This window comes from Thermosynechococcus sp. PKX95 (assembly GCF_031583295.1).
Classification (GTDB): Bacteria; Cyanobacteriota; Cyanobacteriia; order Thermosynechococcales; family Thermosynechococcaceae; genus Thermosynechococcus.
In genome coordinates this window covers 2,370,832-2,397,821 of sequence record NZ_CP134171.1, presented here as the reverse complement: position 1 = coordinate 2,397,821, position 26,990 = coordinate 2,370,832, and the positions used below count along the sequence as shown (strand labels likewise).

The following is a 26,990-nucleotide window of genomic DNA, read 5'->3' as shown; positions in this document are numbered from 1 at the left end:
AGTCTCTAGCTGTTGTCCAGCCTATGACCGTTCCCGTTACAGTGCTCACTGGCTACTTGGGTGCCGGTAAAACCACACTCCTCAATCGCATTCTCACCCACGAACACGGCAAGAAGGTCGCTGTGATTGTCAACGAGTTTGGCGAAGTGGGCATTGATCATCAACTGGTGGTCAATACCGATGAAGAAATTTTCGAGATGAATAATGGCTGCATTTGCTGTACGGTGCGCGGCGACTTGATCCGTATCATTGGCAACCTGATGAAGCGGCGGCACAAGTTTGATCACCTTGTTATTGAAACCACGGGGCTTGCCGATCCCGCACCCGTCATTCAAACCTTCTTCATGGATGAGGACATCCGCAGCCAAACTCACCTAGATGCCGTGATTACCGTGGTGGATGCCAAGCACATTCACTACCACTGGCAAGCGGACGAAGCCCAAGAGCAAATTGCCTTTGCCGATGTGATTTTGCTCAATAAAACGGACTTAGTAAGCGAAGCAGACCTCGCCCAGTTGCGCGATCGCATTCATGCCATGAACCCCTTGGCCAAAGTGTATTGCACCCAGCAGGCCGCCATCCCCATGGAGCACATCCTCGATGTGGGGGGCTTTGACCTTGAGCGGGCCCTCGAACTCGACCCAGACTTTCTTGGCGAAGATCACCATGAACACGATGAATCTGTGGGTTCTGTGGCCATTGTTGCTGAGGGCAAATTGGATGGCGCTAAGCTGCAAACGTGGCTGAGCCAGTTGCTGCAAACCCAAGGCCCCGATATTTTCCGCATGAAGGGGATTTTGCACCTCGCGGAGCAGCCCCAGCCCTTTGTTTTTCAGGGGGTGCATATGCTCTTTGATGGTCGTCCCCTCGATCGCCCCCTTGGCCATCAGCGCAATGAACTCATCTTTATTGGCCGTAACCTTGATGAGCACCAGCTCCGCCAAGCCTTTAGGGCGTGTCTGATTTAGAAGCTAAACGTGGTGCGGATCAACCCTTGGAAAATGGGGCTATTGGTGGCGCTATTGTTGGCATTGGTGATTGCCATAAACACAGGCGTAATTGAGATATTGTCGCTGAGGGGATAGCGGAAAAAGAGTTCATAGTTGGTTTGGGTAGCATCATTGATCCCGGGTGCTGATGCCAACGAGTTAATAAAGGGCTGACCCACCGCCGCTGCTAGCAATGATCCTTCCGCCAACAAGTCCCGATAGGCCAAACCCGCCATCCATGTTTGCGCGGTGGTTTTCACTTGGCCACCAGCGGGAATGACAAAGACCCCCGGATCCACAGTAAATGGCCCCAAGCCATTAATCGTTGCTCCATCGCCATAGAGTTTCATATCGGAGTAAGCATAGCGGCCAAAGAGGCCAAACTTACCGAGGGTGAGTTCCACATTGACACCGCCGGCATTCTGGGAAATATTCAGGGTTGAGGAGTTGGTATATTGCAGGCGCACCGCAAAGTTGTTCCGTTCATTGGCACCAAAGGCACGGGCAAACTCCAGTTCCACGGTTCCCTGATAGGGATCGCCAAAAAGACCTCCTCCCGTAGGGATACCCGTCGGTGCTCCCGCTGCAGCGGCCACATAAACACCGCGCAGTGTGAAGAATCCGCCTCCCGGATTCCATTCAATACTGACACCCGCCCCACCGGGATCATTGACGGCGTAGGGCACAATCAGCGGGTTGTTGATAAAGAAATTGGAACTAAAATCCGTGAAAGAATCGTTGGCGTAGCTATTGGTATCCACAATATCACTGGGATAAAATTGCGGCCCAACGCCGATGGTCAAATCTTTTGTGGGCTTGAAGCTATAGAACAGTCGAGATAATTCCACATTTGCGCCAACGCCACTGTAATCGGCAGCGCCACCGGCAATCAAGCCGTCAGTACCAATCCCCGTTGCCCCAAACGTATCTAACCCGTTGTTACCCACTTCGAGGGTCGTGGTCAGTAAATCCGTACCGCGAAAACTGGTATTGAGGTTAATCTCCACCTTGCTAATCACCGTCGGATTGTAGCTGCCCCCAGTGAACGTATTCCCAGAGATGGGGTCAACGACTTGGCGAGTATTGCCACCGGCTTGAAAGGCCATCACGGCATCCACAGAGAGCTTGGTGGTTGTTGAAAATTGCGTGGCCTCCAGAGTAGCAGTACGGGCTTCGAGGTTGTCCACCCGTCCGCGTAGGGTGGCCAGTTCGGCGGCAAACTCCTCCCTAAGCCGTTGCAAGGTGGCTAAATCTTCCTTGGTGGCAAAGCGATCGCTAATCACATCCAAGCAGGCATTCAAAGCAGCCGCCATTTCAAACCGCGTCAGGGCACGGTTGCCCCGAAAGGTGCCATCGGGATAGCCAGCAATACAGCCGTACTTTTCCACAAGGGACGCAAGGGCTTGATAGGCCCAATCGGTGGGGCGCACGTCAGACAGTTGGGAGACAGAGGTCACCTGTCCGATGCTGGCGGGAGCGGGCATCCTAGGTTCAGCAACAGCAGCTGGACTGAGTAGTGCAAGGTGAATGGCAGCCACCATAACCGTTGTTAGGGATTTTTCCATCACTGACCTCCTTACCTCACACCAAGACACGGCCTCGGGAATTCACCAAGGCTAAATGAGAATGGTAACGATTATTATTCTATTTTTTCGGTCTGTCAACCGAAGCCACGCTCAAGTTAGCATTGGGGTTATCGCTTTGCCTATCTCCCCCCGCCGCATTATGGGTGCCCTTCCCCAGCAACGTTGGCTCTTGCCACCCATTGATCTCGAGTCTTGTGACGCCTTGAGGCAGGCCTTGGGTTGCCCCGCATCACTAGCGGAAATTTATCTGCGGCGGGGTCTGACGACTCCAGAAGCGGTACAGGCCTTTCTCGAGCCGGAAACTCTAGCGCTACCGCCACCGCAAACGGTCTTTCCCGACCTTGATCTGGCAGTGGAACTCCTGCAGCAGGCGATCGCCCGCGGTGACAAAATGACCATTTGTGGCGATTACGATGCTGATGGCATGACCAGCACTGCCCTTCTATTGCGTGCGCTGCGCCATTTGGGAGCTGACATTGACTATGAAATTCCCTCCCGCATGCAGGAAGGCTACGGCATTAATGAGCGGATTGTTCAAGACTGCTACGAGCGCGGTGTGAAACTGATTCTCACCGTGGACAACGGCATTGCTGCCCACCAGCCCATTCTCAAGGCACGGGAACTGGAACTGACGGTGATCGTGACGGATCACCACGATGTGCCGGAGCAACTGCCCCCTGCCCATGCCATTCTCAATCCGAAACTGGTGCCGCCAACATCCCCTTACCATACCCTCGCTGGGGTGGGGATGGCCTATATCCTTGCTCTGTCCCTAGCACAGCGACTGGGCAACTGGCGCGAACTGGTGCGGCCTTTGCGGGAACTGTGTACCCTTGGCACGATCGCGGATTTGGCGCCCTTGATGGGGGTGAATCGCCGCTGGGTCAAGCAGGGGTTACAAACAATTCCCACCTCTTCTCTTGTGGGGGTGCAAGCGCTGATGCAGATGGCGGGTTGTTTGCCAGCCCAGAATACCGCCCTCAAGCCCACAGCGGTAGGGTTTCGGCTGGGACCACGCATCAATGCCATTGGCCGCATTGGTGATCCCCAAGTGGTGATTGACCTGCTGACCACCGAGGATCCGCAGCGTGCTCAGGAACTGGCAGCCCTGTGTGAGGAAACCAACCGTCGCCGTCAGGAACTCTGTGCTGAGATTGAGAGACAGGCGATCGCCCACCTTGAAGAGACGGGCTTTGATCCCCAACAGGAGTGGGTCTTAGTGATCGTCCAGCCCGACTGGCACCATGGGGTCATTGGCATTGTTGCCTCGCGGCTCGTGGAGCGCTACGGCGTACCGGTGTTTATTGGCACCTATGAAGATGAGACAACCATTCGCGGCTCAATTCGCAGTATTCCCGAATTCCATGTCTTTGAGGCCCTTGAAGCGACCAAGGATCTGCTCTTGAAATATGGCGGTCATAGGGCAGCCGGGGGGTTTAGCCTACGGGCAGAGCATTTAGCGACTTGGCGCGATCGCCTGCGAGCCTTTGCCCAAACCTGTCTCAAACCAGAGGATCTGCGTCCCCTTGTTACCCTTGACGCCGAAGTCTCCTTTGAGCAGCTGACGTGGGACTTTTACGCCCAAGTGGAGCAACTGCAACCCTTTGGCAGTGAGAATCCGCAGCCAATTTTCTGTAGTCGCGGGGTCAAGATTCTCGAACAAGCACCCATGGGTCAGCAGCGGGAACATCTGCAACTCACCCTAGAGCAGAATGGGCGGCAGATGACCGCTAAGGCTTGGCGCTGGGGACAATTTTTTCCGTTGCCCACCACGGTCGATATTGCCTATCACCTCACAGCCCACACTTGGAATGGCGAAACCCAGTTGGAACTGGAACTCAAGGGCGTCAAACCCTCACTGGCGTGGTACGTCCCTAATCCGCCCAGTCACCCGCTTCCCCATTGGCAACCCCTACCGCCTTTGACAACGCTCCTGCCGCAGTTGCGGGACAATGTCTTGCTCTATGGCTATGGCCGCCCTGAGGTTCCCCCGAACTTAACCACAGCAGCCATTCACTACGATCGCCCCCGCGATCGCTGTCGCACCCTCATTCTCTGGTCACTGCCGCCCTCTGCCACCCACTTGCGTTGGCTCTTGGCCATTGCCCAACCAGAAATGGTCTATGTAGGGTGCCAACGACCGGCGATCGCTCCGCTGACAACCCTCATCCTCTCAATTCAAAATGACCTCAAAGAACAGACTAAGGTGAATCTTTTAGCCTTGAGTCAAACCTATTGGATTGCTCCCTGTACGCTTGTAGCGATCCTGCGCCATTTGGGCTATGGCTGTGAAGGATTTGCTCCCACCCTGAGCATTACCGCAGAACTAACACGATTGCAACGCTGGTATCAGCTGCAAGCTAAGGATTTGGCACGGCTAGCGCAAAGGTGGGAGACTTCCTAATTCTTGGCAAAACAATGGCCTACAAATTGCCGCGCCGCACAGCCAGTAGGAAGATAATTGCCGGCCCTGCAATGCCAATCATGGCAATCATGGTCAGTTGGGCAATCACTTCAAAGTTGATATTGCTAAGAAACTCAATAATGCCATTGAAAATTCCCATAGGTTCTCCCGAGCAATCAGCGGTTATCAGTTCGTGATTTTATTGTAGAGCAGGGGGGAGCACTCGCAGCATTTGCTTAATGGGCGCTTGAGCTTGCTGCGTCTATCCCTAAGCTACACTGTAGGAGCAGAATTCTCGGAACATTGGTCGGTGATGGGCGTGGACAAACTAGCGGCCTTACGGGATCTCATTGGCGAACTCGATCAAGCCTTGATTGCCTACTCTGGCGGCATTGATAGTACGCTTGTGGCCAAAGTTGCTCAGGATGTCTTGGGCGATCGCGCGGTGGCAGTCACGGCGGTGTCCCCCTCGCTCTTTCCAGCGGATCTAGAGGATGCCCGCATTCAGGCGGCGGCCATCGGCATTCGCCATGAACTCATTGAAACCCATGAACTGGACAATCCCAACTACGCCACGAACCCGGTGAATCGCTGTTATTTCTGCAAAAGTGAACTCCACGATCGCCTGCGGGAACTGGCACAGGCGTGGGGCTATGACTACATTCTCGATGGTGTAAATGCTGATGACCTCCAAGACTATCGCCCCGGCATTGCTGCGGCCAAAGAGCGGGGGGTGCGATCGCCCCTTGCCGAGGTGGGGATTACCAAGCTAGAGGTGCGCGAAATTGCCAAATCCTTGGGTCTGCCGTGGTGGAATAAACCTGCTCAACCCTGCCTGAGTTCGCGCTTTCCCTACGGTGAGGAAATTACCCTTGCCAAGCTGCAACGGGTGGGCCATGCCGAATACTACCTGCGCAAGCAGGGCTGGGAACTGTGCCGCGTCCGCAGTCATGGCGATACGGCGCGCATTGAGGTGCCCCAAGCGCAGATTGCCCACTTTGTGACGATGATGGATCTGGAGAAGCTGGTGAACCACTTTCAGTCCCTTGGCTTTACCTATGTCACCTTGGATCTGGAGGGCTTTCGCAGTGGCAAACTCAACGCGGTGATTGGGCGCGATCGCTAACGCGGTTGTAGGGACTGAGACTCTGGAGAATTTCCCGGCCATAGCTGCGCTCCGTGAGCCGCCGATCCAAAATCGCCACCAGCGTTTCATCCTGACGCACAGGGGCAAGGGCGCGATCCAATATCGTCAAGCACTCTGGCAAGAGATACTGGCGAAACCAATCCTGTTTTTGCTGCTTGTGCCATTCAATGCGGGCACTTACCACCGCTTTTTCCGGCGAGGGCAAGGGCAGTGTGGTCAAGACAAACAGCGCCGGGCAAGGCAACTGCGCCCCATGACGCAGCCAAAAGGCTTCCCCCGTCACTAAAATCGTGTTCGTATCAAGGGTTGGCGTCTCCACCTGTACCCGTGAACCGTAGAGGGCAGCCAATTGGGTGGCCAACTGTTCCCGCAGCGGCACATCACTCACAAGGATCACCGCCCGCCGATGGCCAATCGTGCCAATAAGATCGTAGAGACGCCGCAGGACGGCTGGGGCAAATTCCGGGGTGTTGGGGAGAGGTAAGTCTTCGGAGATCGCAAGGGTAATCGCTTCACTGTGGCGATCGCTGGCAAATTTAATCGTCGTTTGGGGCGGAATCCCTAGTTCCTGCTGCACATAGGCTAGAGGGGAGTCTGTATCGGGGCCGCTGCCGATGAGGACAAAAGGCGCTTGCGACCAAAGCTCCTTAAAATAGGCGCGGAAACTGAGGGGGTGTCCTTGGAGGCTGAAGTACCCCACCGTGGGGTGGCGCCGTCCCCAAATCACCGTGTCACTGCGGTTGAGGTAGTCCCGCAATTGCGACCATTGGGGAGGCAGCGCCTGCGGCCATTGATGCAGGAGTTCAAGGAGCGGTTGCTGTTCTGTAGGGGTGAGCAGATAGTCGCCGTAGGGATTCTGAGGCCGCTGAAAGAGGTGCTGCACCAACTGGGCATAGACTTGGCGAATCGCACCAACAGCGCTGGGAATCGCGAGTTTCAGGTGCTCCCAATCGCTGGTGGTAATGGTGCAGGTCATCTGCTGCTGGGCAATTTGGGGTAAGGCTTCAATGCCATCAATGATCGTGACAACGTTGGGATGGGCGGTGGCGTGGCGACACCAGTCCTCGAGGCTCATTACAAGCACCCCCTCAAAGGCTGGCTGCGGGTACGGGCTATGCTGAATCGGTTTCGCAACCGCAAGGAAGGTGAGGAGTTCAGGAATTTCTTGGTGCAGTAGTCGTGTCAGTCGCTCTTGGGGGACGACGAGCAGGGCCGGTTCAGGATACAACAGCAGCGGCAGCAGATAACTCAGGCCATAGCGATGGTGCAACACTGCCCGCTGAGTGACTTGAAGTAAACACCCCCGCTGCAGCCGTAGGGCACGGGCAACCAGCCGCGCCAAGGTGAGATGGTGAGGCCACCGGCGATCGCCACTGCTGCGTAAAAATGCCCGTAATTGGCGGTGAACCTCTGCCTCAATCACAATCTGCTCGCTGTGGAACAACAATCCCCTATTGTGGCACGTTAGCCTTGATTCAGTTGTTGTTTGCGTCGCTGTTCGAGGGCAGTACGGGCTTCCTCGCGATCGTCGAAGTGGACTTTTTCAGTGCCCAGAATTTGGTAGTCCTCATGACCTTTGCCAGCAATGATCACGCCATCACCCGGCGCTGCCCTCAGAATGGCTTGCAGAATCGCTTGACGGCGATCGGCCTCAACGATCAGCGGCGTTTGCGGTGGGATACCAGCAAGGATGTCATCAAGAATGCGGCGGGGATCCTCGGTGCGCGGGTTATCGGATGTCACCACCACTTGATCCGCAAGGCGAGCGGCAATGGCTCCCATCTGGGGACGCTTGGTACGATCGCGATCGCCCCCACAGCCAAAGACACAGATTAGCTTACCGGGAATAAAGGGACGGGCAGCTTTTAACAAGTTCTCAAGGCTATCGGGGGTATGGGCATAATCCACAAGAACCGTAATCTCTTGGTCTGGGCTAATGCGCACCTGCTCCATCCGCCCCGGTACCCCCGCAAAATCACGAATCGCCTTCAGCATCGATTCTAGGGGGAGTCCTACCGCTGCCCCCATGGCGATCGCGGCCAGCACATTGGCCACATTAAACTGTCCCACCAACGGCGAGTCTAGGGTGCCGCTACCGATAGGGGTATGAACCGTGCCCGTCACGCCATTGACACGATAGGTGAGATGCTCAGCCCGAAAATCAGCATTCTCGCTGAGGCCATAGGTCCAGTAGCGATCGCGCGGCAACTGTTGAGCCAGTCGCTGGCCAAAGGGATCATCGCCATTGAGAATTGCTCGACCCTTGAGATAGTCAGCAGTAAAGAGCTTGGTCTTAGCGGCAAAATAGTCCTCCAGATCGCGGTGATAATCCAGATGATCTTGGGTCAAGTTGGTAAAAGCCGCCACCTCAAACTGACAGCCCCACACCCGATCCTGCGCCAAGGCATGGGAACTCACCTCCATCACCCCAAACCGACAGCCCGCTGCGACTGCTGCCGCTAATTGTTCCTGAAGAGTCACCGCAAAGGGCGTGGTATGACTGGCAATCTCACAGTGTCCCGGCCAGCGACTGTAGAGCGTTCCCAAGAGTGCCGTTGGATAGCCCACACTGTTGAGGAGATGTTCCACCAAGTGGGTGGTGGTTGTTTTGCCGTTGGTACCCGTAACCCCTAGCAGGCTGAGATGCTGGCTGGGGTAATGATAAAAAGCAGCCGCGAGCCGACCACAGGCACGCTCAATATCGGGCGCCACAATCACACAGGCATCTCCCTCACGGGGTTTGGCTTGCGGAGACACCACAGCCGCGATCGCCCCCGCTGCCAAGGCACTTGGCCAAAAATTGCCCCCATTCACCCGCGTGCCAGGCATGCCAATAAACAACGAGCCACGCTGACACTCCCAAGAATTCGTACTCAGGGACTTCACCTCTTGATCGAGGGCAGGATGCTCAAAACTCGGCGTAATCTCTGCCGCCGTTAGGAGTTCCCGTAGGTTCATGGCTGTGCATCTCCAGTGATAGGCCGTTTAGGGTATTGTGGCACTACGGCACTCGCCGGTGAAAGATACGGAAATGAACGACCCCACTGTATGGATGAGGAATTCTACGAGAGGAGATGAAGCCTAGGCACGTACCAGTTTGTGAAGTGTCTTGAGTTGCACTGAAAGCGCATGAACCCTAGCGGATTGGCGTAATTGCTCAACACAGCAGGTGACGGGAGTTACAGGCTGTCCCCCTAGCATCCTGTGACAATTTTTGCCCAAAGCTTGCCTTTTGTTAAAATTCCGATAATCTAGTTCATAAAAATCCGAATAATAACATGTCATTAAGGTGTGGGTGTTGGGTGATGAGTGAGTGGCACAAAACAGAGTGGAACATGGATGATCAAGAATGGCAAGCGATCGCCAATTCTCGCCGCCAGATTGAAACCTCTTGGCACAGGACAGTTTACCGCGTTCAGGTTCCCTCCAGAACCGCCTCGAAACCCTTAGACGCGATCACCATGCCAGCAGTTTCCCATCCGCGTTCGATTCAACCCATTGGCATTCAACCGTGGCAAGCCGAATTCACCAAAGAACGCTTTGCCTCCCGTTCGCGACTCCCCCTCAAACGGTCACAGGTGGAACTGCCGCAATTTGCCAGCCGTCGTTAGAGCACTCCTGTTTCTCTCAGCTTACGAGGTCTATCAATTATGTGTGGCATTGTTGGTTATATTGGCCCACAGCGAGCAACCCAAGTCCTGCTTCAGGGGCTGCAAAAGCTGGAATATCGGGGCTATGATTCCGCTGGCATTGCCACACTCAATGAGGGCGAACTCCTCTGTGTCCGCGCCAAGGGCAAACTCCACAACTTAGCCGAAAAAGTTGAACAGCTCGACATTGTTGCCCATGTTGGCATTGGCCACACCCGTTGGGCGACCCACGGTAAACCAGAGGAACACAATGCCCACCCCCATCGCGACAGCCGCGATCGCCTAGCCGTGGTGCAAAATGGCATCATTGAAAACTACCGTGAACTGCGGGAGCAACTCCAAGCGCGGGGGCACATTTTCCGCTCCGAAACCGATACAGAAGTCATTCCCCACCTGATTGCCGAAGCGTTGCCTGAGACCCCCACCGCCAATGGCCTCCTAGAAGCGGTGCGTCAAGCTGTGCATCAATTGGAAGGGGCGTTTGCGATCGCCGTTATCTGTGCAGATTATCCCGATGAATTGATCGTGGCCCGGCAGCAAGCTCCTCTTGTGATTGGTTTTGGCCAAGGGGAATTCTTCTGCGCCTCCGATACCCCAGCGATCATTCCCTATACCCGTGCTGTATTGCCGCTGGAAAATGGCGAACTGGCTCGGTTGACGCCCACAGGGGTTGAAGTCTATGACTTTGCGGGACATCGCCTACGCAAAACCCCTCGCACCCTCAACTGGAACCCCGTCATGGTGGAAAAGCAGGGCTTTAAGCACTACATGCTCAAGGAAATCTATGAGCAGCCGGGGGTGGTGCGCACCTGTTTAGAGGACTATTTGCGAGCCGATTGGGATGAGAACAGTTCCTTTAGCCCGGTGCAATTGCACCTAGACCCCAGCCTCCTCGAAAATCTGCAGCACATTCAAATTGTTGCCTGTGGCACCAGTTGGCACGCCAGCCTTGTGGGCAAATATCTTCTTGAGCAAATCGCCCAGATTCCCACCAGTGTGCAATATGCCTCAGAGTTTCGCTACGCGCCGCCGCCCCTGCTACCCCATACCCTGACCATTGGTGTCACCCAGTCTGGGGAAACAGCCGATACCCTTGCCGCTCTAGAGATGGAGCTAAAACGCCGCCAAGGACTCGCGGGCGCTCTCCAACCTCGTTTGCTGGGGATTACCAATCGCCCAGAAAGTAGTCTTGGGCATCTGGTGCCCCACATTATTGATACCCGTGCCGGTATTGAAATTGGCGTAGCCGCCACAAAAACATTCGTTGCCCAGTTGATGGCCTTCTATCTGCTGACCCTAGAATTGACATGGCAGCGGCAGTCTTGCGATCGCTCCCGCTTGGCGGAACTCGTCACTGGCTTGCGCCAATTGCCTGCCCAGATGGAGCAAATTTTAGAAAGCCAAGAACGCTATATTGAAGCTCTCTCCCATGACTTTTCCGAGACCCAAGACTTTATCTTTTTGGGACGCGGCATCAACTTTCCCATTGCCCTCGAAGGTGCCCTCAAACTCAAGGAAATTAGCTATATCCATGCCGAGGGGTATCCTGCGGGTGAGATGAAACATGGCCCGATCGCCCTCCTCGATGCCAAAGTACCGGTGGTCACGATCGCCATGCCCGGCAGTGTCTTTGAGAAAGTCCTCTCCAATGCCCAAGAAGCCCGTGCCCGCGATGCCCGCCTCATTGGTGTCACCCCCCTCGACGGGGTCGAAGCCCAGCACACCTTCGATAACCTTTTACCTGTACCCGAGGTCGATGAGCTTCTCTCCCCCATCCTGACGGTGATCCCCCTGCAACTGTTGGCGTATCACATTGCTGCCCGCCGTGGCTTAGATGTCGATCAACCCCGCAACCTCGCCAAGTCAGTAACCGTTGAATAACCTTGTATTACACCGACGGCAATGCCAATAACTAATAAAAGATAAAAGACCACATAGAAAAACTTGTGGTTCTGCTCCTAGGGGGTACTTAATTTTTGAGCGATAATAATGACGAAATTAACTAAAAGAAGATTAAGTCAAGTTCAGTAAGTTATCTTCTTCGTGGGTTGAGATCACGCAATCGGATGTGGGATAGGCCGCACACAGCAGCACAAATCCAGCATCCAACTCCTTGGGCTTTAAAAAGGAGTGATCCGACTGATCCACCGTCCCTTTGATGATCCGACCAGCACAGTTGACGCAGGCACCGGCGCGGCAGGAGTAGGGCAAAGCAATGCCCTGGGCTTCGGCAGCATCAAGAATATACTCGTCGGCATGAACACGAATGGTTTTATTCAAGCCTCTTGCTTCATTGACCAGTGTGACACTATAAACTTTGCTATGATCCCGCTTTGTCATTTAAGCTCTCCTAAAACTGGCTTTTGAAATGTCTGTCTGTTTGTCCGCTTAACTCATGACTTTAGAGCGATCGCAACCCCACAGGCAGTTGTAGAACGCATTCCATATTGCTTTCATTTTAGCAAAGGCACTCAGGGGAACGACTGTTATACGGAATTGTTTATACTTTGAAACTATTTATCAAAGCAATGCAGGATCTGGGTTGAGCTAGTTGCGGTTTTGAGTGGCAGGTGGTGTACCCTGCGGTTGACTGGGGGAGAAGCCCGATCGCCAGACGGCTCCTGCGATAATGGCAACAACCACAAGGGCGATCGCCCCTAGACCCACGAGGCTGGTTTTTGAGCCTTGGCTCTCTTTTTCATGGACGGTTTCTTTGTTGTTCCCCTGCGGCTCCCTGTCGCTCTCACTGGCCAAGGTCTCTTTTGCGGATTCGGCTTCAGGATGTAACTGCGTGGCTGCCGCTGCCACCAATTCACGGCTCGGGGTTCGCCGCAGTTCGCCACTTAGCTCCATACCCACAAGGGTTTCCTTGGCACCCCGCAGATCGGATTTAATGCTTTGGAAGGCAATGGATTGCAGATATTGGCTGAACTCGGTATCCGCCATCGAGAGCATGAGATAGGAAGCCTTGGCTTTACGACCAAAGAGAATCACATCGCCGTGCTGCAATTCATGGCTACTGATGCGCTTGCCATTGACAAAAGTGCCGTTGGTGCTCGGTTTACCATTGGCATTGCCATCCACCAAACGATAGCGGTAGCTGGTGGTACCGGGGACAGGTACCCGCAGGAGAATAGCGTGCTGGCGAGAAACCGTTTCAAAGTCAATAACAATGGCATTACTCTCATCGCGCCCAAGGGAGTAGGCCGCTGCCTCAAGGGCGATCGCCCGCCGGCCACCCACGGTATTCAAAATTAAAACGTGACGTTCCTGTTGCAGGCTATTCATTACCTCTATCCCCCGTATTTCAACAGCCCTCAAGAAATCATCCCCTCTGCAAATCTGAATCCTCCCCCCTTCATCTTGAGTTAGGGCAGGAGCAACGTTACAAAACGTGACACTTCAACACCTAATCTAGGCTATGTGCTTACTTCTACCTTTGCCTGTCTCACTTGAGATGGCTGTGATATTGATCACATTTAAGAGGGTTTTTAGAGAGCGCTATAAATTGTAATAAATCGTTATCCTTAACCCCGCTGCCAGAAGAGCAGCCTAAAATTAATTTGGTTACTGTGGATTCAATGGTGCTTGGAGTTTATTCCTATGGCCACGGATTTTAATCGCGGCATTATGAAGTTTGATGGTGCCGACAGCCCAGCGATGATCGCGATTTCTGCCGTTTTGATTCTTGGCTTTATTGCGGCACTCATTTGGTGGGCACTCCACACGGCCTACGCCTAAGGGAGCGATCGCTCCAGATGGATCGTGTGCTCGGTGAGGGCTTCAAAGGTTGCATCGTGGCTAATCACAAAAAGTTGATGAAAACTTCTGAGATTGCTTAGGCTCTCGGCCAGTTGTTGGCGGCGCACCTGATCCATATTGGTGGTCGGTTCATCAAAGAAGGCAATGTCGGTGTTGACCAGTACCCGCAGCAGGGCTAAGCGCACCGCAAGAGCCGCACACATTTGCTCACCGCCGGAGAGGCTTTTGAAGGGTCGCCAGTAGCCGCCTTCATTCACCTGAATCTCATAGTCCGATGTCCACTGGAGCGCCACATCGGGACGGTTGAGAAGTTCGCGCAGCAGGCGATCGGCTTCGCTGGAAACGGTGTGCAGATAGGCTTCACTAACGCGGGGGCCACTCTTTTTGAAAATCTCGCGAGCCGTCTCAATCAGAGAGTGGTGTTTTTGTGCCGCTACGAGCTTTTGCAGTGTCTTTTCCTGTTCGGTGGCGACTTCATCAAGATGCTTGAGGGTGGCAAGGCAGCTTTGGTACTGCTTTTCTTTTTCAGGAATCGCACCAAGGAGCCGTTGATACTCGCGGTGTAGGTTTTCGTAGCGATCGCGCACGGCTTCCAGAGCGGCTAAATCCACCCGCTGCTCTTGGGCGTCGTACTCTGCTTGGGCTTTGGCAAGGGCAGCTTTTAAATCATGGGCGGCTTGCATAGCTGTTTTCAGGGCCGCTTCATAGCTTTCTACTTGGGCGGCCTGCTGCTGGTGTTGGAGATAGGTATCATAGCTGGGACGTAGTCTAGCTAGCTCATCGCTAAGCTGTTGCCGCTGTTCCTCAAGGGTGGCATAGTGTTGGCGTTCCTCATAAAGGGGGGTGAGGCGAGCTTGTAGGGTGGCCTGTTCGGTACCCAAACGTGCGTAGTCGGCTTCCAGTTGGGGGGCTGCTGCCTGCTGCTCCAGTAACAGTTGGCGCTGGGCATGGGGTTGGCCAAGGTTGGCGCGTTCTTCCCGTAACTCGTTCAAGCGGCGTTCTAAATCAGTGAGTTCTTTGCTTAGGGGTTCTACGGTTTGCTGGCGATCGCTCAACTGCTTAAGCTCTGCTGCCAAACGGCTGCGTTCCTCCTCAAGGGCTTGGGCTTGCAAGAGGGATCGTTCTGCGGCGGCAGCACGGGCAATGTCAGTTTCTAACTGTTTTAACGTTTGGTTGAGGGCAGGAATAGCGGCAGGATCTGTGAGGGTTTGTCGCAGTGCCGTGAGTTGATCCAAAAGCCAACGGTAGTTCTCCTGCAGCTGTTGGAGTGCCGTTAGCCCCTGTTCAATGGCAGGGCGAACTAGAGCAAATTGCTGAGCGGCAGTGAGTTCGGCGATCGCCGCCGCTACAAGGGGATCCGTTTCCGTGGCTTGGGTTTGCGCTCTCTTGAGAATGGGATCGAGGGTAGCAGCAAAGGCATGGGCGGCGGTGGCGTGGCTGAGTTGGGCTTGGAGTCGCTCCCGTTCTGCCTGTTTAGCGCTCAAGGTGGCGGCTATGGGACGCTGTTGCTCTAGGGCTTGCACCTGTTGCGCCATTTCCTCAAGGCGGGCTTGCAACGTTGCCGCTTGTTGCTTGAGGTGGCGCAGTTCTTGATCCGCCTGCTGGGCTTGCTGGTAGCGCGCCTCAAGGGGGGCAATTTCGGCATCGAGGGCGTCGGCAGCAGCAATTTGGGGTTCAAGGGCAGCAAGTTGACTAGCAATGGTGGCGATCGCTTGGCGTTGGCTTTCAATACTAGCTAATTGGGTGGCCAGCTTTTGTTGCTGCTGCTCTAGCTTGCGAATGTTCTGCTCAAGGGCAGCTCGTCCCCGTAGTTGCTGCTCAAGTTCTTGGTAGCGGCTCTCTTGCTGCCGATAGCGATCATAGTCGGATTGCAGTTGCTGGCACTGGGCTTGGCTATTGCGAGCTGCGGCCAACTGGCGCTGGCGATCGCGACAGAGTTCCTCCTGCTGACGCAGTTGGGCTTCGAGGCGCTGACAGGTTTGCGCAAGACGGTTCAGCGTTTCAACGGCAGCTTCGTATTGCTGTTTTTCGGTGGCTAAGGCCTGACATTGTTGGTGTAATTCCTCGCACTGCTGGCGATCGCGCTCTAGCTCCGCTGCCAAGGCGGTTGCCTGTTGTTCATATTGCGATCGCGTGGCCAGTTCCTGCTTTTGCACAGCCAACTGCCGCTCTAGGGACACCACCCGCTCTTGGGAAAAATTCACGAGGGCAAGGGCATTGTCAAAGGCTTGGCGATAGTCACTGACTTGCAAAATCGGTTCAAAAACTTGCCGCCGCTGGGCGGGTGGCTTGAGAAAATCCGCCGTGATCATCCCTTGGGGAATGCCAATGATCTGCTCAAAGAGATCCCGAAGCGGAAAGGCACTGCGGATACCAAGGTGCTCCTGCAACCACACCTGCACATCTTCACGCAACGAAAGACCGAGGTCTCCCACTTGGGGGTCATAAATCGCGTACCCCATTTGCGTATTGCGCCGTACCACATAGGAGCGACCATCTGCTGCCGAGATAAACTGAACTGTGGCTTCGGCGCGTTTAGCACCCTTGCGAATAATCGCCTTATTAAAGCCACTGCCATAGCCCGAGGTGGCATCAAAGAGAACCCAAGCAATGGCTTCAAAAATACTGGTTTTGCCCGCACCATTCTCGCCACAGATGACATTCACACCGGGCAGAAACTCAAACGTGCGATCGCGGTGGGTCTTAAAATTTTTTAGGGTTAGTCGCTGAATTTCCACCGTCTGTCTCCAAAGGCTAGGGCAGTTGATAGAACGTTGATCAACCCATATCAAACAACAAGTGAGAGACCAGAAGCTAGCTACCCTCGCTCAGCCAAGTGTGAAGTTCCTGAAGAATATTGCTTGTCGGCAGGTGTTCTGCATTGATAAAACAATCCATACTTTTACAAAAGTTTACTTGGTCTTAAGTCTTTTTGAAAAAGTTGCCATTAGCCAGTGACTTTCCCTAGGCTGGATCTATAGTAATACCCTTGTTTCTCGGCAAGCTTGGTCTCCGCACTCGATGCTCCTGACGCTAGGCATCCTACGCTTGGGGAAATGCCTACTCTATCAAGTGTATTTCTAGTGCCTAGGGTTGGTGATGCCTCGCACCGCTATTTTCCCTAGAGGCAGTTGAGTTGACAACTACAGCATTCCACCACGAGAGGATTTGACCTGTGGATTTATTACATAAACAGATTCTGGTTCTGAGTAACAAAATTGATGCCCTCTACCAGATCGTTGAACAACTCAACCAAAAGGTTTCTAAGGCCCTAGAGGAGGGGCGGCTCAAGCCTCTGCCCGTAACCCCTACTGAGCAGAATCCTCTGCCCAAACCGCGTCCTTTGGTGAGTACTCCAGAACACAAGGATATTCTGGTGGATGATGACTATAGCCAAACACGCAACCTCAGTGGCGATCGCCCCCTGAGTCCAGAGGTGCAAATTCAACGGCTGACGGCACAACTCACGGCGGCCTACAATCAGATTGCGGCGCTAGAGGAGCAGTTGCTCTCCCACCACATCCATAGCCACTGAGGTACCGCAAGTTAAATTGTGAGGTGAGCCAGTACCTGCTGGCGCCATTGGGCATTTTGCTGGCGATCGCTCTTAAATTCCAAAAGTCGTACCTTTGGCCAAGGGGCAAGGGAAAGTTGGGTTTTCACATCCGCCCAGTCTTGTAAGCAGTGATAGGGAATGCCGTAGGCCGCTGCAAGCTGGGCAAAATTGACCGCTTGGGGGGTGGCAAAAAAGCTCTCAAAGGGTGGATCAAACCGCCGAATCGGTAGATGCTCAAAAATACCACCGCCGTTGTTATTGATCAGCAGTACGGTTAGACACCCTTGAAACTGGGGCGTGATCAGCCAGCCATTGGTATCGTGCAAGCAGGCCAAATCCCCCGTGATCAAGAGGGTGGGCTGACCGCGATGGGCAACCCCAAGGGCACTAGATAATGTGCCATCAATGCCGTTGGCGCCTCGATTAAAGTAAAAACGATGGTGGCGATCGCTCGCCCGCCAAACACTCTCAACATCGCGCACGGGCATACTACTGGCCACAAAAATCGCCGTTTGCGATGGCAACCACTGCGGCAGATGGTAAATCAGCTTGGCCTCACAGAACCAATCAATGGCCTCCAAGGTTCGCTTCAGTTGCTCATGTACTCGTTGATCGTGGTCTTGCCAGTCCTTGAGGTAGGGGTTGGGGGGCAGGGGGTCGGGGGGGCAGTCCAGATCTTGGGGGGCGATCGCCAGCGTTTGACAGCGGCCATGGAGGGGATTGTTGTTATCACCCGTGGGGTCAAGGCACCAGATCAGGGGATCGCAGGCACTGAGCCATTCCCGCAGGGCTTTACTGGTGGGTAGCGGCCCTAGTTGAATCACTGCTTCAGGACGCAAGGATTCCCGTAGGTGGCCATTTCGCAGCAGCAGATCGTAATGGGTAATGCCGTGGGGCAGTCCCCGTGCGTAGGAGAGGGCATCGGCAAGCACTGGCCACTGCAGAAACCGACTCAGGCGATCAATCGCGTCCGCTTCCGCCAAAGGCTCCACCCCATGACTGGGTCCCGCAATAATCAACCCCCGCTGCATCTGTTGCCATGTTTGCCAAGGGAGAGCGGTGACAACCCGAGGCGGCACAAAGGGCTGCACCTGATCAAAGAAGTTTTCAGGAAGTGCCCCATGAAAATTGGCCTCAGAGCGCAGGTCAAGGGGATCCCGTAGAGGAATATTCAAATGGACTGGCCCCGGATCTGGCCAGAGGGCAGTTTGCCAGCTATGGCAGAGGGTTTGCCGCAGGTAGGGCAGCAAAGCAAGTTCCGGCAGACTTAGTTCGCGATAGTGACGTACGGCATGACCATAGAGATGCACCTGATCAATGGCTTGTCCCGCTTGGCAAAAGCGCAATTCGGGGGGGCGATCGGCGGTCAGCACAATTAACGGTAAATGACTAAGGCTTGCTTCAATAATCGCGGGATAGAAATTGGCCGCAGCAGTACCTGAAGTGCAGACAAGGGCAACGGGTCGTCCCTGCTGTTGGACAAGGCCAAGGGCAAAAAAAGCTGCCGAGCGTTCGTCAAGAATCGGCAGGGCCTCAAGATGGGGATGGGCAGCAGCCGCGATCGCCAATGGTCCCGAACGTGATCCCGGCGAGAGAACGACTGTCCGCAGTCCTAAGCGATAGAGGGTTTCAAAGAGGACGCTCGCCCAGAGGACATTGAGATTTTCAGTGAGAATCATTCATCAATCCAGAAGCGCTATCCTAGCCGAAGTGGCTGAGCCATAGGCCACCAATAGAATAGGGTGCTAAATCCAGTTTGAGCCTATTTTGAGACTTTGAAAGAGCATCCCAGAGTCTTTGCAATACGCCAAAATGCAGGTTCTTCAAGGAGTTGAGTGTTAAGCGGGCAGCGGGAATCGAACCCGCGTCTCTAGCTTGGAAGGCTAGGGTTTTACCATTAAACCATGCCCGCAGTCCCAAGGAATACTACATTAGCACGACCCTTTGGGCGATCGCAAAGGGCAAGCCTAGGGAATCGTTGCCATCTTCACATCGTTGCGATCCAAGATGCTTTGGAGTTCCTCCGCATCGATTGTTTCTTTTTCAATCAGCACTTGGGCAATTTGGTCAAGGACGTGGCGGTTGTTCACCAAGACCTCTTTGGCACGACGATAGGCTTGCTCGACGAGATTGCGCACTTCGTCATCAATGGTGGCAGCCGTTTCCTCGGAGAAGTCCCGTTCTGCCATAATGTCGCGGCCAAGGAAGACATTCCCGGTTTGCCGTCCCAAGGCCACAGGTCCTAGGCGATCGCTCATGCCAAAGCGGGTAACCATTTGGCGAGCCACCCGTGCCACCTGTTGCAGGTCGTTTGAGGCACCGGTTGTCACCTCCTCTTCACCAAAGACAATTTCTTCAGCAATGCGACCCCCAAGGGCAACGGCCATTTGGTTTTGCAGGTAGGCACGGCTATAGAGACCCGAATCCATCTGATCCTCGTTGGGAGTAAACCAAGTCAGACCACCTGCCCGCCCCCGGGGAATGATGCTCACTTTTTGAACGGGATCGTAGTCGGGCATCAGGGCACCGACAAGGGCATGACCCGCCTCATGGTAGGCGACTAACTTCTTGCGGCGATCGCTCATGACACGGTCTTTTTTCTCAGGCCCAGCGAGGACGCGATCGATGGCATCGTTAATCTCATCCATGGAGATTTCAGTCAGGTTGCGGCGAGCCGCCAGAATGGCCGCTTCATTGAGTAGGTTCGAGAGATCCGCACCGGTAAAGCCAGGGGTACGGCGGGCAATTTTATCGAGATCCACATCCTTAGCGAGGGTTTTGCCACGGGCATGAACCTTGAGAATATCGAGGCGACCTTTGTAATCCGGACGATCCACCACCACTTGACGGTCAAAACGCCCCGGACGCAATAGTGCTGCATCCAAAACATCCGGACGGTTCGTTGCAGCAATAATAATGATGCCCGTATTCCCCTCAAAGCCATCCATTTCCGTCAGCAGTTGGTTGAGGGTTTGCTCCCGTTCATCATTGCCCCCCCCCAGACCAGCACCGCGCTGGCGACCGACGGCATCAATCTCATCAATGAAGACAATACAAGGGGCATTGGCTTTGGCTTGTTCAAAGAGGTCGCGCACCCGTGAGGCACCCACCCCAACGAACATTTCCACAAACTCAGAACCGGAAATTGAGAAGAAGGGAACGCCCGCTTCACCAGCCACTGCCCGCGCAAGCAGGGTTTTACCCGTTCCGGGAGGCCCGACAAGGAGAACCCCCTTGGGAATTTTGGCGCCCACTTCGGTAAAGCGATCGGCGTACTTGAGGAATTCCACCACTTCACCCAGTTCCAGCTTGGCCTGATCAATGCCAGCCACATCATTAAAGGTCACTTGGGTTTGGGGTTCCATCTGTACCCGTGCCCGTGACTTACCAAAGTTCATCGCTTGGTTGCCAGGACCTGCTTGGGCACGCCGCAACAGGAAAAAGAGCAGTACCAGCAAACCAATGGGAACCAGTAAGCTGCTCAGGGCGCGGAACCAGAAGCCATCGTTGCTTTGGGGCAAGACGGCGATGTCCACATTGTTAGTTGTGAGAATGTCAAGGAGTTCAGGGTCATTGGGAAGATTGACCAGCACCCGCGTGCCATCTTGGGTAATCGCTTGCGCTTGCGAGCGGTCAGGGGTAATACTGACTTTGGTGATTTGCTGATTTTCGACCTGTTGGATGAACTCACTGTAGGGCCATGTCTGTTTGGTCGTGGGTTGGCGATCAAAGAAGGCAGTGGCCAAGGCCAGCACCACGATTGCAAGAAGAACGTATAAACCTGCGTTTCGCCATTGTTTATTCACCGATCGCCATCCTCCGCTAGGAAAAGTGAAAAGTCTTTACATAAGTTCATACTAACGCATTCTTTCGCAACCCTAGGTGAGCAGTCCCGTGGTTAAGATCATCAATATCCATGATAAGCCGTCAGAAAATGCTCGATTTAGACACCTGCTACCGGGTACTGGAGTTGGAGCCGGGGGCAACCCTCGAGGAAGTGAACCGAGCTTATCGGGATTTGGTGTTTATTTGGCATCCCGATCGCATCCCGAAGGACAACACACGGCTAATCGAGAAGGCACAAGAGAAAATTAAGCAGTTTAATGAAGCGCGGGATCAACTGCGGCAGCATATTGCCCGACACGGCAGCCAAACCTCCCAGCGGACTGCTAGCCAGCGGCAAACCTATCGTTCCTCGCCGCCACCCCCACGCTATCAATCCAATCCCTACACCTATCGCAGCTATCATGCGCCCCGTGAGCCGCAGCAAACGACGCACCAGACCTATAGCCAACACCACAACCACACCTACGGCACCTATCAGCGCCAACGCACAGCCGCGCCCCCGCCCCCAGAACCACCCCGCACGACGCCTCCCCACAAGGATATGTCGGGGGTGAATTTACAGGGAGCCAACCTGAGCGAAAAGGACTTTGAGGGGCGCAATCTCAGCCATGCCAATCTCAGCTATGCCGATCTCAGTGATGCCTTTTTGCACCGCGTGATTCTCCACCGTGCTAACCTGCGCCACGCCAATCTCTTTCGCGCCAATTTGCTGCAAGCAGATCTCAGCTATGCCGACCTGCAAGAGGCTAATCTCATTGGTGCTGACTTGAGTGGGGCTGATCTGCGGGGTGCCGATTTACGGGGAGCAAAGATGAGCCAAGGCAATCGCCTCCTAGTGAAACTGACCGGGGCACGCCTCACGGGAGCGATTATGCCCGATGGGCACGTCCACACCTAAGCTTGGATCACCCCCTTAGAACTGGGAATGTGCTGACTGCGGCGCGGGTCAATGGCGATCGCCATGCGTAGGGCACGGGCAAAGGCTTTGAATGTCGCTTCAATAATGTGGTGGGAGTTAATGCCATCCAATTGGCGAATATGCAGCGTCATGCGGCTATGGTTCACCAAAGCAACGAAAAACTCCCGCACCAGTTGCGTATCATAGGTGCCCACCCGCTGCGTGGGAATCTGCAACCCATAGCTAAGGTGGGGACGCCCCGAGAAGTCTAGGGCAACTTCCACCAAACTTTCATCAAGGGGAGCCACAAAGTGACCAAAACGATGAATCCCCCGGCGATCGCCCAAGGCTTGATCGAGTGCCATCCCCAAGGTAATGCCCACATCCTCATTGGTGTGGTGGTCGTCAATATGGGTGTCGCCTGTGGCCTGCACCCGCAAATCCACAAGGCCGTGGGAGCAAAGCTGATCCAGCATGTGATCGAGAAAGGGAATCCCCGTGTGATTGTCCGCTCGACCATTGCCATCAAGGGTGAGTTCAACGTGAACCTTGGTTTCTTTCGTCTGGCGATCGACCGTGGCTTGGCGCAACCGAGGCGCGTGGCCATTACTGAGGAGAGAGTCGTTCATGAAGCGTTACTGACGCGGTTGGGGATTGGCAGAGGTGGCTGGCGGTGGACTCGCCGCAGGCGTTCCGGAAGGAATTGCCCCCGTACGCGGAAAGGGCACATCCACAAAACCTAATTCTAGCAATTGCTGATAGGCCTTTTGTCCCAGTTCACGGGTGGGGTTTTGGCTGCGGATAATTTCTACCAAAAGGGGCACGGCAAGCTCAGGTTGGTTATTAGCGCGATAGACCAAAGCCAGTTGAAAAGTCGCTTGATCGCGCAGTTGTGCTGCTTCTAGGGCACGGCGACGGTTGCTATCGGCAGCCGCAGTATCAATCCCCAAAAAGCTAGAGTTGAGGGACTGGTAAAAGTTCGAGAGTTGGTTCATCACCGTACGGGCTTCTAAGAGCTTGCGAGCGGCGACGGCATAATTTTGGCTATTGACTGCGGCGGCAGCCTCATCCATCAAGCGCTTGCCCCCCTCAAGGGTATAGATTGAAGAGCTGGGTGGGGGTGTGGGATTCACAATCTGGACATTGGGGCTAGAAGATTGATTCTGAGCAAACACCGCCCGCGGGAGTACCCCCAGTAGTAACACCCCGAGGAGCAGCGATGATCTTGAGCAGTGAGCAAATGTATTCAGGGGCATGGTGCGAAGCCTTTACTAAGATAGAGGCAGTCAAGCGGACAATCAACATCGCGTATCTTACCACCAAGTAATGACAGCCCGTGCAGGATCCTAAGTTCCAATTTTCCTCAAGACTGAGGCCGTGGCCATGGTAAATCCCACCCCTCAGGGGACAACGGCTCATGATGCCATTCGGGAACGGCGCCGCCAATTGCAAAGTAAACGCCGCTGGCGGCAACTGGCAGGGCTTTGGCGTACCAGTGTCCTCTTGACCTTAACAGGGGGACTGGTTTGGGGACTGACGCTGCCGGACTGGGTTATCCGCCGCCCGGAGCAAGTGGTGATTCGCGGCAATCAACTGCTGAAAACGGAAGCGTTGCAGGCACAATTGCCCCTTGAGTATCCGGAGTCACTGCTGCGTTTGCGGCCACAGGAGATCATTCATGCCCTAGAAACGACGCTGCCTCTGCAACGGGTGACGATCGCCCGCCAACTCTTTCCGCCGACACTGATTGTCGAAGTCCAAGAACGCAAGCCTGTCGCAGTCGCCACCTGCAATCAATGCTGGGTAATGAGTGCAACCGGGCAGCTGCAAGGGCCTGCCAGTCGCTGGTTGGTGGATGGCCTCGGATTTGTTGCCCCCCTGAGTAGCTATCAAGCCAGTGCCGTGAAGCCAATGCCCACACTCCAATTGCAGGGGTATTTTGTACCCGTTAAGGATGCACCGCGCCCGCAGACAATGGCCATCGATCGCGATCGCCAGCAGCAGTGGCAGCAAATTCACCAGATTCTCCAGCAGCAGGATTTACCGATTACGGGTTTAGATTGGCGCAATGAACAGAATCTAATTGTCCAAACCCCCCTCGCGCCGGTTCATCTTGGGGTGGTGCAGTGGCATAGTCCCACATTGAAGAAACAACTCAGTGCCCTAGCCAGCCTCAAGCAGTTACCTCAGTACTTGGATCCCCGCCAAATGGTCTTTATTGACTTGGTGAACCCCGATGAACCCTTAGTGCAACTGCGGCAACAACCAACACAGCAACCCCTTCCCCGCAGTCATTAGGGCGCAAGGGCACGGCATAATAGAACGGTTAGCTTGGAGTGGCTGGTCAATGAAACCCCTGAAGTTCGGCACAAGATTGCCCCGATTTCTGCCACAGTTGGTGATGGTGCTCGGTGTGCTTCTGCTGGTGAGTTGCGCGTCACTCTCCTCAGTGGCTGACACCAGTTCAATTCCAGGAGCACAAAGCCCAACCCCTATGGCCAATTTACCTCGACTCAATGGCGATGCAACGGTTGTACTGACAGTCAACGATCGCCCGATTACGATTCAAGTGAAGGGGGATGCTGCCCCGATTACCGCTGGCAATTTTGTGGATTTAGTGCAGCGGGGAGTCTATGATGGCACGATTTTTCACCGTGTGGTTCGTGAACCCCGACCCTTTGTGGTTCAAGGCGGGGATCCCCAGAGCAAAGACCCCAGTGTGTCGCCGCAACTCTACGGCACGGGTTCATTCATTGACCCCGCGACCAATCGCCCCCGCTACATTCCCCTAGAAATTCTCGGTCAGGGCAGTGACACCCCCACCTATAGCCAAGCGGGCAAAGTCTCACCCGTTCTCAATCATACGCGCGGTGCGGTGGCCATGGCGCGATCGCAACTCCCCGATTCGGCCTCAGCCCAGTTTTATATTGCCCTTGATCAACTGGATTTTCTGGATGGCAATTATGCCGTCTTTGGCTATGTCACCGATGGTATGGACGTGGTGGACAGGATCCAACAGGGCGATCGCCTGCAATCCGCTAAGGTTGTGGCCGGTTTAGAAAATTTACAGCAGCCATAGCAGAACGCCGCCGAAAGCGTTGTCGCAGGGTGGGTAGCAGTCGCAAACACAGGGCGTAGGTGAGGAGTCCGGCAACCACGCCCACCCAAACACTGCCAAAAATCAGAATCGTTGCCATTTGCCCCCCCTGTTCGAGGAGCTTTTCCCAAGATTGCCACTCACCAAAAGATAGGGCAGGCTGCCCCATCAGCCACCAACCCACCTGAAAGTTAAACCAAAACAGGGGGACATAGGTGAAGGGGTTGCTCACCCAAGTGGCAAGGGCAGCCAAGGGCTTGTTGCCGCGCACAAGGAGGGCCACCGTGACGGCAATAAGTATTTGCCCCCCAAACAGGGGCAGCATGCCAGCAAAGACCCCTGCCCCAAGGCCACGGGCAATACTCTCAGTGCTACTGTGGGAGCGCATCAAGCGCAAATAGTGATAGCGGAGCGATCGTCGCCAAGCATGGAGCCAACGGGGCTGTCGAGAAGGCTGAGGAAAAGACAACCGCATCATAGGTGAGCGTCGAGAGGGTTCAAAGGTTGAAAAAATGGGCGAATAAAGGTCTTTGCTTAGCAGTTTGACATATTTTGCTTAGAGAGTGCTAGGGGTCGCATCCTTGGGCTTGCCCAATCCCAGCGCCAAAAAGCCAAGGGCGATCGCCATCATCACACTGCTTTGCCAAGCGGGCGCCACCCCACCCCAGCGATCGAAGACCCACCCTGCCCATGCCGGTCCAGCAATCCCCGCCACACTTTGGAGTGATTGGCTAGCGCCAATAATTTTCCCCTGATCTTGATCTCGCACCCGATTGGAGATCACCCCTCGCAGCGAGGGCAACATGATTCCCACGCCAAAGGCCAAACCCACCACACACCCATAAAGCAAGGGCGCACTAAAGCCGCCCGCACTGGGCACCGCCGCAATCCCCAACAAGGCCAAGGCCACTAGGAGCAATCCCCCCAAGCTCAAGCGCTGCTCACCAAAGCGAGGAATCAATGAGCGAATCAAGCCCGCCTGCACAATCGTACTCACCACGCCAATAATCACAAAAATGATCCCCGCTTGGGCAGGTCCCCAACTCAATTGCCGCTTCAAGAAGAGGACGAAGATACTGGTAAAGCCAGCAAAGGCAAAGTTGAAAATAAAGAAGGCCATGAGTAAGGCTTGGAGGGTGCGTTGATTGAATAGCTCCAACCACTGTTGCTGCAAGGCAAAGCTCTTTAGGGTCAGGGGCGATCGCTGGGCTGCGGGCAATGACTCTGGCAAGATGAAATAGGCCAAGATGACATTCACCAGTGCCAAGCCCGCTGCAAACCAAATCGGCAACTTGAGATCAATGGCTGCTAGACTGCCGCCAATGGCCGGCCCAAAAATGAAGCCAATGCCAAAGGCTGCCCCCGTTAAACCAAAGTTCTTAGCCCGATCTGCTGGAGCAGAGGTGTCAGCAATATAGGCCTGAGCCGTTGAAACCACGCCCCCCGTGAGACCATCAATAATCCGCGAGACAAAGAGCAGCCAAGGAACCGTCGCCACAGCAAAGAGAATGTAGGACAGGGCCGTACCGGCAATGCAAATCAGCAACACCGGGCGACGTCCCCAATGATCCGAGAGGGCACCCAAAAGGGGAGCAGCAATGAATTGGGCAGCAGCAAAGGCAGAAAATAACAGCGTCAAGCTCAACGCATCAAAGTTAAATCGCTCCACGAGGAAGGGCAAAATGGGGAAAATCAGACTCTCACCCAAACGGTCGATGACAATTGTGAGTAAAACAATGAATAATGGTGAGCGTAGGTTGATCCCCATTGATGTGATACGTCCTCAACTGATGGATGCCTGCCCTGTACGGTTTTGACCCCCAGAAAAAGGCAGTACAATAAAAGACTACAACTTAACACAATACAGCCCTTTTCCCATCGATTGGACACCGTCCAAAACATCCTACAGATGAGGTGATGCAACCCATGTCTGCTTATACGGAATCTTTGAAGCGATCGCTCTTTTTGACACTGATTGCCCTAGTTGTATCATTGACGATTTCCTTCTTGATGGCAATCTAAATTTGCCCTGAAAATCATTTATCATCTTCTATC

23 protein-coding genes and 1 tRNA gene are annotated in these 26,990 nt (G+C 54.4%); 10 read left to right on the top strand and 14 right to left on the bottom strand.

Annotated elements, in window-relative coordinates:
• Positions 1-23: 23 nt before the first annotated feature.
• Positions 24-968, top strand: coding sequence for a GTP-binding protein (locus tag RHH81_RS11770; RefSeq protein WP_206200329.1), 945 nt, complete (start codon positions 24-26; stop codon positions 966-968).
• On the opposite strand, the gene RHH81_RS11765 is transcribed toward RHH81_RS11770, so the two are convergent.
• Entirely contained in the window at positions 965-2,554 is a 1,590-nt protein-coding gene (locus tag RHH81_RS11765; RefSeq protein ID WP_206200328.1) for an iron uptake porin, read from the bottom strand. The two genes, RHH81_RS11770 and RHH81_RS11765, sit on opposite strands and share 4 nt — an antisense overlap.
• Before the next feature lie 136 nt (positions 2,555-2,690).
• Here RHH81_RS11765 and recJ point away from each other — a divergent pair, with 136 nt between their 5' ends.
• Positions 2,691-4,979, top strand: coding sequence for a single-stranded-DNA-specific exonuclease RecJ (gene recJ, locus RHH81_RS11760; RefSeq protein ID WP_310743088.1), 2,289 nt, complete (start codon positions 2,691-2,693; stop codon positions 4,977-4,979).
• A gap of 19 nt (positions 4,980-4,998) precedes the next feature.
• Here recJ and psb30 read toward each other — a convergent pair whose 3' ends face one another.
• A complete protein-coding gene (psb30, locus tag RHH81_RS11755; protein WP_149819710.1) occupies positions 4,999-5,139 on the bottom strand; it encodes a photosystem II reaction center protein Ycf12/Psb30 in 141 nt (46 codons plus the stop codon).
• A 153-nt stretch (positions 5,140-5,292) separates the two neighbouring features.
• On the opposite strand from psb30, the gene larE reads away from it, so the two are divergent.
• Entirely contained in the window at positions 5,293-6,105 is an 813-nt protein-coding gene (gene larE / locus RHH81_RS11750) for an ATP-dependent sacrificial sulfur transferase LarE (protein WP_206201702.1), read from the top strand.
• Here larE and RHH81_RS11745 read toward each other — a convergent pair.
• Both RHH81_RS11745 and RHH81_RS11740 read right to left on the bottom strand, forming a co-directional pair.
• Positions 6,077-7,549 carry a helicase C-terminal domain-containing protein gene (locus RHH81_RS11745; protein ID WP_310743087.1) on the bottom strand — a complete coding sequence of 491 codons (1,473 nt, stop codon included), beginning with the start codon at positions 7,547-7,549 and terminating at the stop codon, positions 6,077-6,079. The two genes, larE and RHH81_RS11745, sit on opposite strands and share 29 nt — an antisense overlap.
• Before the next feature lie 41 nt (positions 7,550-7,590).
• On the bottom strand, positions 7,591-9,084 hold the full coding sequence (locus RHH81_RS11740; protein ID WP_310743086.1) for a UDP-N-acetylmuramoyl-L-alanyl-D-glutamate--2,6-diaminopimelate ligase: 1,494 nt from the start codon (positions 9,082-9,084) through the stop codon (positions 7,591-7,593).
• Positions 9,085-9,431: 347 nt separating this feature from the next.
• Here RHH81_RS11740 and RHH81_RS11735 point away from each other — a divergent pair, with 347 nt between their 5' ends.
• On the top strand, positions 9,432-9,737 hold the full coding sequence (locus RHH81_RS11735) for a hypothetical protein (RefSeq protein WP_206200325.1): 306 nt from the start codon (positions 9,432-9,434) through the stop codon (positions 9,735-9,737).
• A 39-nt stretch (positions 9,738-9,776) separates the two neighbouring features.
• Positions 9,777-11,657 (top strand): glutamine--fructose-6-phosphate transaminase (isomerizing), encoded by a 1,881-nt coding sequence (gene glmS / locus RHH81_RS11730; protein ID WP_302678373.1) that lies wholly within the window; start codon positions 9,777-9,779, stop codon positions 11,655-11,657.
• 132 nt (positions 11,658-11,789) lie between these two features.
• Here the strand turns inward: glmS and RHH81_RS11725 are convergent, their stop codons facing one another.
• Both RHH81_RS11725 and RHH81_RS11720 read right to left on the bottom strand, forming a co-directional pair.
• Positions 11,790-12,116 carry a 2Fe-2S iron-sulfur cluster-binding protein gene (locus RHH81_RS11725; protein WP_206200323.1) on the bottom strand — a complete coding sequence of 109 codons (327 nt, stop codon included), beginning with the start codon at positions 12,114-12,116 and terminating at the stop codon, positions 11,790-11,792.
• 207 nt (positions 12,117-12,323) lie between these two features.
• The gene (locus RHH81_RS11720; RefSeq protein ID WP_310438568.1) at positions 12,324-13,064 is read right to left on the bottom strand and encodes an FHA domain-containing protein; all 741 of its coding nucleotides are present in this window, start codon (positions 13,062-13,064) and stop codon (positions 12,324-12,326) included.
• Between the two features lie 315 nt (positions 13,065-13,379).
• Between RHH81_RS11720 and RHH81_RS11715 the strand changes: the two genes are divergently transcribed.
• Complete coding sequence (locus RHH81_RS11715; RefSeq protein ID WP_024125599.1) at positions 13,380-13,517, top strand: hypothetical protein; 138 nt, start codon at positions 13,380-13,382, stop codon at positions 13,515-13,517.
• Here RHH81_RS11715 and RHH81_RS11710 read toward each other — a convergent pair.
• Complete coding sequence (locus RHH81_RS11710) at positions 13,514-16,276, bottom strand: SMC family ATPase (protein WP_310743085.1); 2,763 nt, start codon at positions 16,274-16,276, stop codon at positions 13,514-13,516. The two genes, RHH81_RS11715 and RHH81_RS11710, sit on opposite strands and share 4 nt — an antisense overlap.
• Positions 16,277-16,713: 437 nt before the next feature.
• Here RHH81_RS11710 and RHH81_RS11705 point away from each other — a divergent pair, with 437 nt between their 5' ends.
• Positions 16,714-17,073, top strand: a complete 360-nt coding sequence (locus RHH81_RS11705) for a hypothetical protein (RefSeq protein WP_206200320.1) — start codon at positions 16,714-16,716, stop codon at positions 17,071-17,073.
• A gap of 11 nt (positions 17,074-17,084) precedes the next feature.
• On the opposite strand, the gene menD is transcribed toward RHH81_RS11705, so the two are convergent.
• The 3 genes from menD to ftsH3 form a co-directional block, all read right to left on the bottom strand.
• The gene (menD, locus tag RHH81_RS11700) at positions 17,085-18,773 is read right to left on the bottom strand and encodes a 2-succinyl-5-enolpyruvyl-6-hydroxy-3-cyclohexene-1-carboxylic-acid synthase (protein ID WP_310743084.1); all 1,689 of its coding nucleotides are present in this window, start codon (positions 18,771-18,773) and stop codon (positions 17,085-17,087) included.
• Between the two features lie 162 nt (positions 18,774-18,935).
• A tRNA-Gly gene (locus RHH81_RS11695) sits at positions 18,936-19,006 on the bottom strand.
• 55 nt (positions 19,007-19,061) lie between these two features.
• Positions 19,062-20,900 carry an ATP-dependent zinc metalloprotease FtsH3 gene (gene ftsH3, locus RHH81_RS11690; RefSeq protein ID WP_206200318.1) on the bottom strand — a complete coding sequence of 613 codons (1,839 nt, stop codon included), beginning with the start codon at positions 20,898-20,900 and terminating at the stop codon, positions 19,062-19,064.
• A gap of 110 nt (positions 20,901-21,010) precedes the next feature.
• Here ftsH3 and RHH81_RS11685 point away from each other — a divergent pair, with 110 nt between their 5' ends.
• On the top strand, positions 21,011-21,838 hold the full coding sequence (locus RHH81_RS11685; protein ID WP_206200317.1) for a pentapeptide repeat-containing protein: 828 nt from the start codon (positions 21,011-21,013) through the stop codon (positions 21,836-21,838).
• Here RHH81_RS11685 and hisB read toward each other — a convergent pair.
• Positions 21,835-22,467 (bottom strand): imidazoleglycerol-phosphate dehydratase HisB, encoded by a 633-nt coding sequence (gene hisB / locus RHH81_RS11680; RefSeq protein ID WP_302678370.1) that lies wholly within the window; start codon positions 22,465-22,467, stop codon positions 21,835-21,837. The genes RHH81_RS11685 and hisB overlap by 4 nt on opposite strands.
• Before the next feature lie 6 nt (positions 22,468-22,473).
• Positions 22,474-23,094 carry a hypothetical protein gene (locus RHH81_RS11675; RefSeq protein ID WP_206200315.1) on the bottom strand — a complete coding sequence of 207 codons (621 nt, stop codon included), beginning with the start codon at positions 23,092-23,094 and terminating at the stop codon, positions 22,474-22,476.
• A gap of 127 nt (positions 23,095-23,221) precedes the next feature.
• Between RHH81_RS11675 and RHH81_RS11670 the strand changes: the two genes are divergently transcribed.
• Entirely contained in the window at positions 23,222-24,136 is a 915-nt protein-coding gene (locus RHH81_RS11670; RefSeq protein WP_225901580.1) for a cell division protein FtsQ/DivIB, read from the top strand.
• A 49-nt stretch (positions 24,137-24,185) separates the two neighbouring features.
• Positions 24,186-24,917, top strand: a complete 732-nt coding sequence (locus RHH81_RS11665; RefSeq protein ID WP_206200313.1) for a peptidylprolyl isomerase — start codon at positions 24,186-24,188, stop codon at positions 24,915-24,917.
• On the opposite strand, the gene RHH81_RS11660 is transcribed toward RHH81_RS11665, so the two are convergent.
• Together RHH81_RS11660 and RHH81_RS11655 are read right to left on the bottom strand one after the other, a co-directional pair.
• Positions 24,877-25,413, bottom strand: coding sequence for a DUF2062 domain-containing protein (locus tag RHH81_RS11660; RefSeq protein WP_206200312.1), 537 nt, complete (start codon positions 25,411-25,413; stop codon positions 24,877-24,879). The two genes, RHH81_RS11665 and RHH81_RS11660, sit on opposite strands and share 41 nt — an antisense overlap.
• A 78-nt stretch (positions 25,414-25,491) precedes the next feature.
• Positions 25,492-26,703, bottom strand: a complete 1,212-nt coding sequence (locus RHH81_RS11655; protein WP_206200311.1) for an MFS transporter — start codon at positions 26,701-26,703, stop codon at positions 25,492-25,494.
• Positions 26,704-26,990 lie beyond the last annotated feature (287 nt).